Source organism: Sorangium sp. So ce296 (assembly GCF_051529605.1).
In the GTDB taxonomy this organism is placed as follows: Bacteria; Myxococcota_A; Polyangia; order Polyangiales; family Polyangiaceae; genus Sorangium; species Sorangium cellulosum_D.
Window position 1 is genome coordinate 1,066,416 of the sequence record NZ_CP150325.1, and the last position, 12,718, is coordinate 1,079,133.

8 protein-coding genes are annotated in these 12,718 nt (G+C 70.9%); 2 read left to right on the forward strand and 6 right to left on the reverse strand.

Going from position 1 to position 12,718, the window contains the following annotated elements; translation table 11 throughout:
* Position 1: 1 nt before the first annotated feature.
* The 3 genes from ribA to WME98_RS04065 all read right to left on the reverse strand — a co-directional run bounded on the left by ribA (position 2) and on the right by WME98_RS04065 (position 3,310).
* Positions 2 to 688: a GTP cyclohydrolase II gene (gene ribA, locus WME98_RS04055; protein ID WP_437567008.1), complete on the reverse strand. Its 687-nt coding sequence runs from the start codon at positions 686 to 688 to the stop codon at positions 2 to 4.
* A 272-nt stretch (positions 689 to 960) separates the two neighbouring features.
* A complete protein-coding gene (locus WME98_RS04060) occupies positions 961 to 1,467 on the reverse strand; it encodes a sirohydrochlorin chelatase (RefSeq protein WP_437950054.1) in 507 nt (168 codons plus the stop codon).
* Positions 1,468 to 1,507: 40 nt separating this feature from the next.
* A complete protein-coding gene (locus tag WME98_RS04065; RefSeq protein ID WP_437950055.1) occupies positions 1,508 to 3,310 on the reverse strand; it encodes an acyl-CoA dehydrogenase in 1,803 nt (600 codons plus the stop codon).
* Positions 3,311 to 3,899: 589 nt separating this feature from the next.
* Between WME98_RS04065 and WME98_RS04070 the strand changes: the two genes are divergently transcribed.
* Complete coding sequence (locus WME98_RS04070; RefSeq protein ID WP_437950056.1) at positions 3,900 to 5,405, forward strand: FAD-dependent monooxygenase; 1,506 nt, start codon at positions 3,900 to 3,902, stop codon at positions 5,403 to 5,405.
* 414 nt (positions 5,406 to 5,819) lie between these two features.
* Positions 5,820 to 6,731 carry a hypothetical protein gene (locus WME98_RS04075; protein WP_437950057.1) on the forward strand — a complete coding sequence of 304 codons (912 nt, stop codon included), beginning with the start codon at positions 5,820 to 5,822 and terminating at the stop codon, positions 6,729 to 6,731.
* A 350-nt stretch (positions 6,732 to 7,081) separates the two neighbouring features.
* Here the strand turns inward: WME98_RS04075 and WME98_RS04080 are convergent, their stop codons facing one another.
* From WME98_RS04080 to WME98_RS04090, 3 genes are all read right to left on the reverse strand, one after another.
* Positions 7,082 to 7,879: an alpha/beta fold hydrolase gene (locus tag WME98_RS04080; RefSeq protein WP_437950058.1), complete on the reverse strand. Its 798-nt coding sequence runs from the start codon at positions 7,877 to 7,879 to the stop codon at positions 7,082 to 7,084.
* A gap of 252 nt (positions 7,880 to 8,131) precedes the next feature.
* A complete protein-coding gene (locus WME98_RS04085) occupies positions 8,132 to 11,323 on the reverse strand; it encodes an efflux RND transporter permease subunit (protein ID WP_437950059.1) in 3,192 nt (1,063 codons plus the stop codon).
* Positions 11,320 to 12,630, reverse strand: coding sequence for an efflux RND transporter periplasmic adaptor subunit (locus WME98_RS04090; RefSeq protein WP_437950060.1), 1,311 nt, complete (start codon positions 12,628 to 12,630; stop codon positions 11,320 to 11,322). The genes WME98_RS04085 and WME98_RS04090 overlap by 4 nt, the downstream gene beginning before the upstream one ends.
* Positions 12,631 to 12,718: the final 88 nt, after the last annotated feature.

Genomic DNA, 12,718 nt, shown 5'->3' on the forward strand with positions numbered 1-12,718 from the left:
GCTACTCGGCGTCGCCGGCCGCGGCGCTCTCGGCGGCCGCGCCGTCGCGCAGCGACGGGATGGCGTGGCCCATCCGGAGGCGCTTCGCCTCGAGGTAGGGCGCCGAGAACGGGTTCGCGGGCACGACGGCCGGCGAGCGCGACGAGATGCGCACGCCGAGGGCGCGGAGCCCCTCCACCTTGTCGGGGTTGTTCGTGAGGAGCCGGATCGACTCGATGCCGAGGTGGTCGATCATCGCGGCCGCGGGCTCGTAGCCGCGGGCGTCGTCGGGCAGCCCGAGGATGCGGTTCGCGTCGACCGTGTCGTGGCCGAACGCCTGCAGCTGGTAGGCGCGGATCTTGTTGGCGAGCCCGATGCCGCGCCCCTCCTGCCGCAGGTAGAGCACGACGCCGAGCCCGCGGCGGCCGATCTCCGCCTGGGCCGCCTCGAGCTGCTCGCGGCAGTCGCACTTCAGCGAGCCGAACACCTCGCTCGTGAGGCACTCGGAGTGCACGCGCAGCGTGACGTCCGACTTGCCGCGCACGTCGCCCATGATCAGCGCGACGTGGTCGGGCGATAGCCCCTGCTCGGGGTTCGTCGCTCCCCCCCAGTGGAACACGAGCATCTGGAAGACACCGTGCTTCGTCGGCACGGGCGCCTGCGCGCGAATATCGAGCTGAGGCCGGATCGCCGTCGTCGGGACGTACATCTCGCTCTCCTGGTGAAGGAGTCCTGGGTCTCGTGTCAAGCAAGGAGCGCCGCGTCGAGTTTGCCCGCTTACCCTGCCGATGTCCGGCCACCCCTGAAGGTGGCGTCCATCAAGTAGCGTAAGCACCGGACAGGGACAAGGTAAGCTCTCCAAGATGTTGCTCCGCGGACATGCCGGGGGCAGCTCCGCGGGCTCAGCGGCGCGCGGGCGCGGCGGTGCGCAGGTGCGGGTGCGGGTGCGGGTGCGGGTGCGGTGCGGGTGCGGGTGCCGACCTAGCCGACGTCCCGCGCGAGCTGCGCGGCGAAGAGGCGCGCCACCGCCGTGAGGTCGAAGGGCCATGCGTAGCGGAGGGTGACCGATGGGTGCTCGGCGCGGAGCCGCGCGAGGGCCTCGGGGATCTCCACCTCGGCGTGCACGCCGCCCGGGGTCAGCATCGACGGGACCACCTCGACCTCGGTCGCGCCTCGCTGGACGGCGGTCGCGACGGCCTCGGCCAGGGTCGGGGCGCAGAACTCGTTGTAGGCGACGAGGAGCTCGGCGCCGCCGAGCATCGGGGCGAGCTCGGCGGCGAGGCGCTCGAGGCCGGCGCGGTAGGGATCGTTCTCCGGCGTGCGCGGCCAGGCGCGGACCTTCGCCTCGAGCTCGCGCTCCTCCGGGCTCGGCGCGCTGCCCCCGCCCGCCGCGCGGCGGCCCTCCAGCGCCTTGAGGCGCGTCACGAGCTCGCGCGGGCAATCCGCCGCCGGCGCCCCGTGCCCGACCAGGATGACCACCCTCTTCATTCGATCGCTCCTCTCGAGGCGCCCCGGCGCCCCGCGCCCCTCAGAACCACTCCGGCCGCATCCTCGCGTACGAGTCCTCGCCCGACCGGCAGAGCGCCGCGAGCGCCGGGGCCCGCGGCAGCTCCGTCGAGAACCAGTACTGCGCCGCGCACAGCTTGCCCTCGTAGAAGCCGGCGGGCGACGCGCCCCGGGCCAGCCCCTCGCGGGCCGCCGCGGCCATCGCGAGCCACTGCCACGCGACCACCAGGATCGAGGCGAGCTCGAGGTAGTCCGCGCTGTGCCGCAGCATCCGCTCGACGTCGCCGCGCAACCCCGCCTCGGCGAGGTGCATCGTCAGCTCCCCGAGCAGCGACATCGACGCGCCGAGCCGCTCGCACCACGCGGGCTCGACGCCGGCCCGCCGCGCCCGGCCGATCGTCTGCTCGACCTCGGCGCCGAGCGCCATGAGCGCCGCGCCGCCCCCGGCCACGACCTTGCGGCCGAGGAGATCGAGGCCCTGGATGCCCGTCGTCCCCTCGTGGATCGAGTTGAGCTTCTGGTCCCGGAGCCACGCCTCCGGGAGGTACTCGCTCGAGTAGCCGTAGCCGCCGTGGACCTGGAGCGCGAGGGCGTTCGACTCGAAGCCCTTCTCGGCGGGGAAGGTCTTGGTGATGGGGGTGAGCAGGTCGAGGAGCCGCTGCGCGCGCTCGCGCTCCGCCGGGTCCGCGGCGTGCGCGGCGAGATCGGCGTACCGCGCCGTCGTGGAGACCAGCGCGAGGCTGCCCTCCACGATGGCCTTCTGCCGGAGCAGCATCCGGCGCACGTCGGCGTGCTCGACGATCGGCACCTGCGGCGTCCTCGGATCCTTCGAGCCGAGCGGCCGGCCCTGCGGCCGGGCGAGCGCGTAGCCGAGCGCCTCGTGGTAGGCCGCCGAGGCGGTCGCCGCGGCGTTGACGCCCACCATGATGCGGGCCTCGTTCATCATCTGGAACATGTAGGAGATGCCCTGGTGCGGGTTGCCCACGAGGTAGCCGTGGCAGTCCCCGCGCTCGCCGAAGCTCATCGCGAGGCTCGGGAGCCCGCGCCAGCCGATCTTGTGGATCACGCCGGCGACCTCGACGTCGTTCGGGACGAGCCGCCCGCCCTCGGGCCGCCGCTTGGGCACGGCGAACAGGCTCACCCCCTTGATGCCCGGCGGCGCGCCGTCGATCCGCGCCAGCACGAGGTGGACGATGTTCTCGGCGAGGTCGTGATCGCCGGCCGAGATGAAGATCTTGGATCCGCGGACGAGGTAGTGCCCCGCCTCGGTCCGCTCGGCGCGCGCCTGCACGTCGGCCAGGCTCGAGCCCGCCTGGGGCTCGGTGAGCGCCATGGTCCCGGTCCACTCGCCGGCGTACAGCCGGGTCATGAAGGTGGCCTTCAGGGCGTCGTCGCCGAACGTCTGGATCAGGTGCGCCGCCGCGGTCGTCAGCCCGAGGTAGCCGCACGCGCTCAGGTTGGCCGCCATCAGGTACGCGCCGGCGAGCATCGCGACCACGAGCGGCAGCTGCTGGCCCCCGACGTCGGCCGGCCGCGCCGCGGTGAGCACGCCGAGCTCGATCATCGGCCGGAAGACCTGCTTGAGGGCGGGGTGCACCGCGACGGCGCCCCCCTCGAAGCGCGGCGGCGACGCGTCGACCGGCCGGTAGGTCGGGAACAGCACCTCCCGCGCGAACCGGCGACAGCTCTGGAGGTAGAGGTCGAAGGTCTCCCGCGTGTGATCGGCGAAATAGGGGAGCTCGCAGAGGCGGGGCGCGTCGAGCACCTCGTAGAGGAGGAACTCGACGTCGCGGTCGTTGAGGAGCGGGTTCTGAGGAGCGGTCATTGTGTCGTTTGCCGGGCTTGGCGCACGCTAGGCGCGCACGCAGCGGGATGTCGAGGGGCTTCTCGCGGCGATAGGGCCGGCGAGCGTGGGCGAACGCGCGCGCGGATCACGACGGCGCGGCGCGCAACGCCGTCGGCATCGCGGCGGCGGGTGTCGTCGGCCGCGGAGGAACCCGTCGTCATCCCGGGTGGAACCCGTCGTCAGCCGACGTGGCGCTCCTCGTCATCCAAGGTGAAGCCCGGTAGCCCGCCGCATCGGGACGGCCTGTCTCTACTTCGCCGGGAACGCGGCTGTCCTGATGGCCGTGCTCCCGCGCAGGGGACACCGGCGCCAGCTGTGCGCCACCGGAGGACGGACAGCCTTTCGCCGCGGATCCGCTGACCCACTACGCCGGCGGGAGCAGGCGGGTCTCGCTGAAATTTGCGCGCCGTCGTTCTGTGAGAGGGCACACACAAAACGCTCCGGGAGAGCAACCCCCGCCTCTCTCCACTACCACCGTATGCCAGAGACGGGGGCTTGCGGCAAGCCCCGGGTCGTGCCGTACGGTCGCCGGCCGCAAGCCAGAGATGGCATGCACAGGAGGATCGAAATGCACGACGAATCCGGACGCGGTGTCGCCATGACAAAGCACGCGGTTGTGATCGCCGGAGGAGGTCCGACAGGGCTGATGTTGGCGGGCGAGCTGGCGTTGGCGAGGGTCGACGTCGCCATCGTCGAGCGGCGTGAGAGCCAAGACCTCGAGGGCTTGCGCGCAGGCGGGCTGTACATACGCACGATCGAGGTGCTCGATCAGCGAGGGATCGCCGATCGCTTCATTTCGCAAGGGCAGGTGTTTCGGAGCGCGCCCTTCGCGCGGGGCACTCTCGACATCAGCGACATCCCGGCTCGCCACAACTACTATCTCGGGCTCTGGCAGCACCGCACCGAGCGCATCCTGGCCGACTGGGTCTCCGAGCTGGGGGTGCCGATCTATCGCCGAAGCGAGGTCACGGGTTTCGCGCAGGACGACAGCGGCGTCGATGTCGAGCTGTCCGACGGCCGATCGTTGCGAGCGGAGTATCTCGTCGGGTGCGACGGCGGTCGCAGCCTGATCCGCAAGAAAGCAGGCATCGACTTCCCAGGGTGGGATCCGTCGACCAGCTACTTGATCGCCGAGGTCGAGATGGCCGAAGAGCCCGAGTGGGGCATCCGCCGTGGTGAAAAAGGCATCAATGCGATAGGCAAGCTCGAGGACGGCAAGAGCGTGCGCATGGTGTTGAATGAACCGCCCCTCGCCCAGGGCGACAAGCCGACCCTACGCGACGTCCGCGAGGCGCTCATCGCTGTCTACGGGACGGATTATGGTCTTCGCAGCGCCACCTATATCTCCCGGTTTACCGATATGGCTCGGCAGGCGGCGTCCTACCGAAACAACCGCGTGCTCTTGGCGGGCGACGCGGCGCACGTGCATTCCCCGATGGGCGGACAGGGGCTCAACATCGGTGTGCAGGACGCGGTGAATCTGGGATGGAAGCTCGCCCAGGTGGTCCACGGGACATCGCCGGAGAGCCTCCTGGACACGTACCATGCCGAGCGGCACCCAGTCGGTGCCCGCGTGCTGCGGAACACCATGGCGCTCACCGCGCTCGATCGCGGCGACGATCGCATCGAGGCCTTGCGCGGGATGATGTCCGAGCTGATGCAGAGGGACGCGCCTCGCCAGCAATACGTCGCGATGATGTCTGGTGTGGACATCAACTACGATCTCGGCGAGGGACACCCGTTGCTCGGGCGTCGCATGCCCGATCTCGACGTGGTCACCACGGACAGCCCGCAGCGCGTGTTCGCCCTGCTGCACGATGCCCGACCGGTGTTCCTAAACCTCGGCGAGCCCGGCGCCTTCGACATCACGCCGTGGGCGGATCGGGTCCGGCGAGTCGACGCGCGATACGCCGGCGCGTGGGAGCTCCCGGTGCTGGGCGCGGTCGCTGCTCCCACCGCGGTCTTGATTCGCCCTGACGGCTACGTCGCGTGGGTCGGAGAAGGCACGGACCAGGGCCTCGGTGACGCCCTTACCACCTGGTTCGGACCGCCCACGGCGTCGACCGGCAGTTGACATAACGTACATATAACAAAGTACGATCCACCGTTCCGCCGATAAAACCAACAGAGCCAACGAGGTCACTCGGCTGTTCAATATTGCCTACGCCACGCTGGCAGAGGCCGCAGACCGTCGCGTCAGCGCGACCGAGCTCAGCGGCTGAGGACACTCGAACGACCCGTGCAGGATTGCAGCATGGCTGTTCGATCACCGGGCGCGCGGGGGATCGCGAAGGGCTCGAGCGATTGTGCTGGCACGGCGCGCGCCCGCCGTTCAGCTTGGAGCGCCTCTCGATCCTGGCCGATGGCCGCGTGGGACACCTCCTCCGCAAGCCGAGGCGCAACGGCGCGACGCATCTGGTGATGACGCCGGTCCACGATTGGCCTACCCTCTCTTGCAAGCGCGTCGTAAACATAGGATACTGGTTCTATGAGCTGGATTTTTCCGTTCCCTACAGCGCGGCTCGTCTGCGCGAACATCACCGCCATCAATGACCCCGGTCCGAGTCCCGATACCGCAGGGATGCGGAGCATCTGCGCAACGCCGGCGATGGCCCTGCTTGCGCTGCTGCTTACGGTCGCCGGATGCAGCAGCACCGAGACGGGCGGCATGGATGGAACCGGGGGAGCAGCGCCGGGCGATACCGGTACGCATGACGCCGCGTCGGGCTCGGGTGGCGACGGTGGCTCGGGTGGCGGCGGTGGCTCGGGCGGCGGCGGTGGCTCGGGTGGCGGCGGTGGCTCGGGTGGCGGCGGTGGTGCCGTCGAGGCAGGCGGCGGCGGCGCCGCTCCAGACCTGGCAAGCTATGCGAGCGGGTTGGACAAGCTGTTTATCGATGCCCAGTGCGACCCGTCGACGCCCTTGCCGCTGGCGTCCATGGCGACGTGCAATCATCCGCCCAACACCCAGCACATCGAGAAGCAGGTGACCTTCGGCGGCGACCCGAACACGACGTACACGGTCAAGCTGCGGGTGCGCGGGATCTGGGAGCCGACGGACATCGTGGGGGGGGAGATGCCCGTGAAGCCGTTCATGATCGGCGGTAGCATTGGCCCCAACGATTCCATCAATTACCAGCAATATTCGATTGAGGTGAGCGAGCCGCGCCAGACGTACTGGCTGAACAATTATCAGTACCGCGCTCACGACATTCACAAGGAGGACTACGAGGCGACGATCCAGGTCAACGGCGGCGCCATGGTCAAGGTGGTGATGAACGACGGCAACGAACGCCAGATCGCCAATTGGACCAAGGACTATTTCGAGGGGCTGCCACCGTACGACACGGCGCCGACCACCGGCCAGATGCTGCACCTGGACGTGCTGTCGGTGAGCGAGTAGAGCGTGTCGGCAAACCTGCTGCGCGCCCCGGATCGTCGCTCGCCCTCCCGCTAGACGCCTCTCCCGGCGGCAACGCTGGTCGAGCCGGCCGAGGGCAACGAGCGCCGGCTGGACCACGGCGAGTCCGTTCGGCCCGTTGCCGTGCGCCACCGCCGAGAGCACGGCGAGCTCCATCTCCATCTCCGCCTCCGCATCGGCTGGATCGGTGATCGCTGGGACGACGGCCGGGCCGAGCACCAGCGGCGCTCGAGCTCAGCTGCGAAGGCGCGGGGGTGGAGCTGTACCTGCGGCTGGAGCGTCGCGCGCCTTCGTCAGCTGCAACGATTCGTCAGGCCGAGGCGCACGAGCAGCTAAGCGAGCTCACGCAAGAACGACAGGACCACCTCTCCCAGGCGCTCGGGTTGTTGAAAGGGAAGGCCGTGGCCGGCGTCCTGTACCTGTTCGACGCGTATGCGTGGGTTGAGGCTCCGCAGCTCCGTCGCCATCTCGAGCGTGACGACGGGGTCGCTGTCGCCGATGACGAGCAGGCTCGGGACGTCAATCGCGCTCACCACGCCGCGAACCTCGGGGTTGGGCGGCGTGAGGACGTCGAACGCGGCCATGCGGGTCTTCAGCCTCGCCTCGGCTTGAAGCTCGATGAGCTCGGGCGAGCGACGCGGGTTTCGGGCGCGGGCCTGCGCAACGAGGTCAGACCTCTGTAAGCCGAGGATCTGGCGGTGTTGATCGGCGACGTCGCTGTCGCGCACCTCGCGCTGGCGCTCGGGGCTCAAGAACGTCGGGTCGACCAGGATGAGGCCGCGGATGACCCCCGCCCCTCGACTCGCCACCACCGCGGCGGTCATGCCGCCCATCGAGTGGCCAAGCAGGACCGGACGAGAGAGCCCCAGGCCGCGGATGAGGCCCACGACGTCGCTCGCGTGATCGTCGTACCGGTAGCCGTGGTGCGGCGCGCTCGAACCGCCGTGCCCCCTGGCGTCGGGCATGACGACGTCGAATTCACCTTCGAGCGCCCGCGCCACGGGAGTCCAGCAGGCGCCGCTCCCCATCAATCCATGCAGCAGAACGACGGGAGGCTTGGCGCCTCCAGTTCGGAGGTAGTGGATGTCGACGCCGTTCGTTTCGCAGACTCCGCTGATCCAGGTCGTCATGAAACTGTCCTCGCCTGCCGCAGCTTCGCAAGCGTGATGAAGTGGTTCAGATCGGTAGTGCTCAAATTTGCCCGGAGAGAGTTCACATGAAGGTGGGAAGGCAGGAAGATCATTGATCTTTTCTTCCCGCCTTCCCGCCTTCCCGCCTTCATGTTCAATTTTGAGCACTGTCTTCAGGTTTAAGTACGCGGGAATATCGGCATCGATGCGAGCCCTGCTCCCCGGGCAGCGCCGCGCATCCGACGACCGGCCCTAGCCCTCCGGCGCGGCCGGGTGCGCCGGCCCGGCGGGCGCGTGACGCCCCGCGCGCCGCGCCCGGAGCCGCGCGATGCGGCCCTGCACGTCGTCGGCGAGCACGTAGAACGCCGGCACGACGAGGAGGCTCAGCGCCGTCGAGACGAGGAGCCCGCCGATGACCGCCGCGGCCATCGGGGCCCGGATCTCGGCGCCCGGGCCGAGCGCCAGCGCCGACGGGACCGCCGCCATCAGCGTCGCGATCGACGTCATCAGGATCGGCCGCAGCCGCACCGGGCCGGCGCGGAGCATCGCCGCGCGGGCGTTCATGGCCTCCCCTGCCCCCTCGCCGTGCCCGCGCCGCACCTCGATCGCGTGATCCACGAGGATGATCGAGTTCTTCTTCACGATCCCCATGAGCAGCAGGATGCCGATCATGCTGAAGATGTTGAGCGTGTGCCCCGACAGGAGCAGCGCGAACGCGGCCCCGGCGATCGACAGCGGCAGGATCGTCAGCACCGTGACCGGGTGCAGGAACGAGTTGAACTGGGACGCCAGCACCATGTAGGCGACCAGGATCCCGAGCACGAGCGCGAAGATGAGGCCGCCCATCGACTCGCGGAACGTCACGCTCGCGCCGCCCAGCACCACGCGGTAGCCGGCCGGCAGGTCCCGGCCGAGCTCCTCGACCCGCGCGACCGCCTCGCCCTGCGAGCGCCCGGGCGCGATGTTGCCGAAGATCGAGATGGCGCGCTCGCGGTCGCGCCGCGTGATCGCCTGCAGCGCGGGGAGCTCCTCGTAGCTCACGACCGACGTGAGCGGCACCAGCGCGCCCGACGCGCTCCTCACCTGGATGCGCGCGAGGTCCTCGGGCCGGCTCCGCTGCTCCGCGAGCAGGCGCGCGCGGACGTCGATGCGGCGCCCGTTGTCGTTGTACTTGGCGATGCGCCCGCCGCCGACCAGCGTGTTCAGCGTCGTCGCGATCGACTCGACGCTCACGCCGAGATCCGCGGCGCGCGCCCGGTCGGGCACGATGCGGAGCTCGGGCATGCCGAGCTGGTAGTCGGTGTCGAGGTCGACGACGAGGCCGCTCTGCGCGAGCTCGCTCCGGATCCGCTCGCTGTGCCGCGTGAGCTCGCCCCAGTCCGGGCCGCGGATCGAGAACTCGACCGGGAAGCCGCGCTGCGCCGTGAAGCCCGACTGCGAGAGATCCTGGACCACGGCGCGCAGGCCGGGGTAGCCGTTCAGCTCCTTGCGGAGCACGCCCTGGAGGTCGGCCTGCGAGAGCGACCGCTCCTCGGGCGGCTTCATCGTGATGAACAGGACGCCCGTGTTCACGGCGCCGCCGCCGAAGCCGCCGACCACGGCGAAGACGCGCGACACCGCCGGGTGCTCGCCCACGAACGCCTCGGCGCGCCGGAAGAGCCGGTCGGTCTCCTCGATGTCCGAGCCGACCGCCGTCTGCAGGCGCACGAGGAGCCGCCCCTGGTCCTGCGACGGGACGAACTCCGTCGGGAGCCGCTGCATCGTGACGATCGCGCCGGCGAAGAGGAGCGCGCCGAGCAGGACGACCACCACCGGCAACCGCAGCGCCCGGGCGAGCAGCCAGCCGTAGCCCCGGGAGAGCGCCTCGAAGCCGCGGTCGACGAGCTGCCCGAGGCGGCCCCGGCCCTCGCGCGAGACGTCGAGGATCTGCGCGCAGCGGGCGGGCGCGAGGGTGATCGCCTCCAGGTACGAGAGGAGCACGGCGATGCAGAGGGTCACGCCGAACTGGAGGAAGAAGCGGCCGACCACCCCCTCCATGAAGATGATCGGGATGAAGATCGCGACGACCGCCAGCGTCGCGGCGAGCGCCGCGAAGGTGATCTCGGCGGTGCCCTCGCGGGCGGCGCGGACGCGGTCCTTCCCCCCCTCGGCGTGCCGGTGGATGTTCTCGAGCACCATGATCGCGTCGTCGACGACGATGCCGACGGCGAGCGAGAGCCCGAGCAGCGTGAAGGTGTTCAGCGTGAAGCCGAGGAAGTAGATCGCGGCGACCGTGCCGAGCAGCGACATCGGGATCGCCAGGACGACGTTGATCGTGCTGGAGAGCGAGCCGAGGAACATCCAGCAGACGAGGGCCGTGAGCGCGATGGCCATGCCGAGCTCGAGCTCGATCTCGTGGACCGACTCCTCGATGAACTTCGTCGAGTCGAAGTTCACCCCGACCTCCATCCCCTCGGGCAGGGTCTTCTGGACCTCCGCGAGCGCGGCGCGGACGCCCTGCGCGACCTCGACCGCGTTCGAGCCCCGCTGCTTCCGCACGCCGAGGCCCTGCGCCGGCTCGCCGTTCACGCGGGCGAGCCGGCGGACGTCCTCGAAGCCGTCCTCGATGAGCGCGACGTCCTCCAGGTACACCGTGGCGCGCGCCGACGACGGCGGGCCCGCCGGCTGCGCGGCCGCGCCGGGCTGGGCGGCTCCGTTGGGATCGCCCTCGCGGATGACGATCTTCTTGAAGGTGGCGAGGTCGAGCGCCTCGCCCATCACGCGCACGTTGAGCTCTCGCCCCTGGGTCTCGATGCGGCCGGCGGGGAGCTCGATGTGCTGGCGGCGCAGGGCCTCGGTGACCTCGGCGACGGTGAGCCCCTTGGCGGCGAGGCGGTCTGCGTCGATCCAGATGCGGACGTTGCGCTCGAGGTAGCCGCCGAGGGTCAGCTCGCCGACGCCGGGCACCGTCTGGAGCTTCTCCTTCAGCCGGTAGCGCGCGATGTCGGCGATGATCTGCGGGGAGAACGGGCCGGAGAGCCCGACCCACATGATCGGCTGGTCCTCCGGGTTCGTCTTGGAGACGACGGGCGGGTCGAGGTCGAGCGGCAGCCGCCGCTGCGCCTGGGAGATCTTCGTCTGCACGTCCTGGAGCGCGACGTCGACGTCGCGCGACAGGTCGAGCTCGATGGTCACCGAGGCGCTGCCCTGGCGCGACGTCGACGTGATCGACCGGATCCCCTCGACCTGGACGGCCGCCTCCTCGAGCGGCTCGACCACGTCGTGCTCCATGATCTCGGGGGCGGCGCCCTCCAGGGTGGCGGAGATGGTGATGGTGGGGAAGTCGACGTCGGGGAACTGGCTGATGCCGATGCGCGACACGGCGACGAGGCCGAAGACGATGGTCGCCGCCATCAGCATCCAGGCGAAGACCGGCTTCCTGAGGCACGCTTCGGTGAGGCTCACGGCGCGCTCCGCGTCGAGCTGGCGGGGGAGATCGCCGGCGCCGAGCCGGCGGGCGCCGGCGGTGAGCCGGCGGGCGCCGGCGGTGAGCCGGCGGGCAACGTGGGCGGAGGCGCGCCGGCCGATGCCCCTGGCGCAGCGCCGGCGCCGGCGCCCTCCCCGGCGTGGCCCGCGGCCTGGCCGCCGGGCAGGCTGCCGGGCGTCGCGATGCGGACCTGGGACCCGTCGCGCAGCGCCTCGGCGCCGCGCACCACGAGGCGCTCGCCCACGGAGAGCCCCGACTTCACCTCGACGCGCCCGTCCGCCGTGCGCAACCCCAGCGAGAGCACGCGCTCGCGCGCGGTGGTGCCGTCGACCACGTAGGCGAGGAACCCGCGCTCGCTCGGCCGCACGGCGGTCTGCGGGATCACGGGCGCGTCGCCGCTCGCGCCCACGGGCACGGTCACCTCGGCGAACGTGCCGGGGCGGAGCAGGTCCTTGCCCTCGCCCTGCACCTCGCCGGTCGCGGCGACCATGCGCGTCGCGGGATCGGCCGCGTCGGCGACGTGCGTGAGCTTCGCGGTGTAGGTCCGCGCGTCGCCCTTCACGGCGAACCGCGCCTCCATGCCGGGGCGGACGCGCATGGCCTCGGCGGCGGGGATCTGGAAGCGGAGCAGGAGCGGGTCGCGGCGGAGGAGCGTCGCGAGCACCGTGCCGACGGCGACGTGCTGGCCGGTCTGCACGGTGCGCGTCTGGATCTTCCCCGGGATGGGCGCGCGCACGTAGGCGTCGCGCAGGTTGAGGAGCGCCTGGTCGACGGCGATCTTCGCCTCGGCGACCTGCGCGGCGGTCGTCGCCGCCCTGGAGCGCCACGACGCGACCTCTTCCTTGCTGAAGACGCCCTCGGCGCCCTCGGCCTCGCGCCGCTCGAGGCCGGCGGCGGCCTCGGCCTGCGTGGCGGTCATGCGGTCGAGCGTCGCGCGCGCGGCTCGCACGGCGAGGTTGTACCGGGCCGGGTCGATCTCGACGAGCACCTGCCCCGCCTTGACCTCGTCGCCTTCCATGAACCGCACCGCCTCGACGACGCCGGCGACGCGCGTGGTGAGCTGCACCTGCTCGAACGCCTCGACGGTGCCGACGGCGGGCACGGCGTACTCGACGCGCTCCGCCGCGACGGGCGCGACCTCGACCGGGAAGCTCATCGCCTGCTTCCCTGGTTTGCGCCCCTGCTCGGGCGAGGCCTCCTCGCCCTTCTTGCAGGCCGGAGATCCGAGGAGGGCGAGGCCCGCCACCAGGGCGAGCGCGGCGACGCGGAAAGGTTGGAGCGCCATCGAGTTGGAGGAGTAGCGCAACTCGCGGCGGTGTGCGCGTGCTTCGGCGCGGGCGGCAGGCCGCGTCACGAAGGCCGCGGGCGCGCTG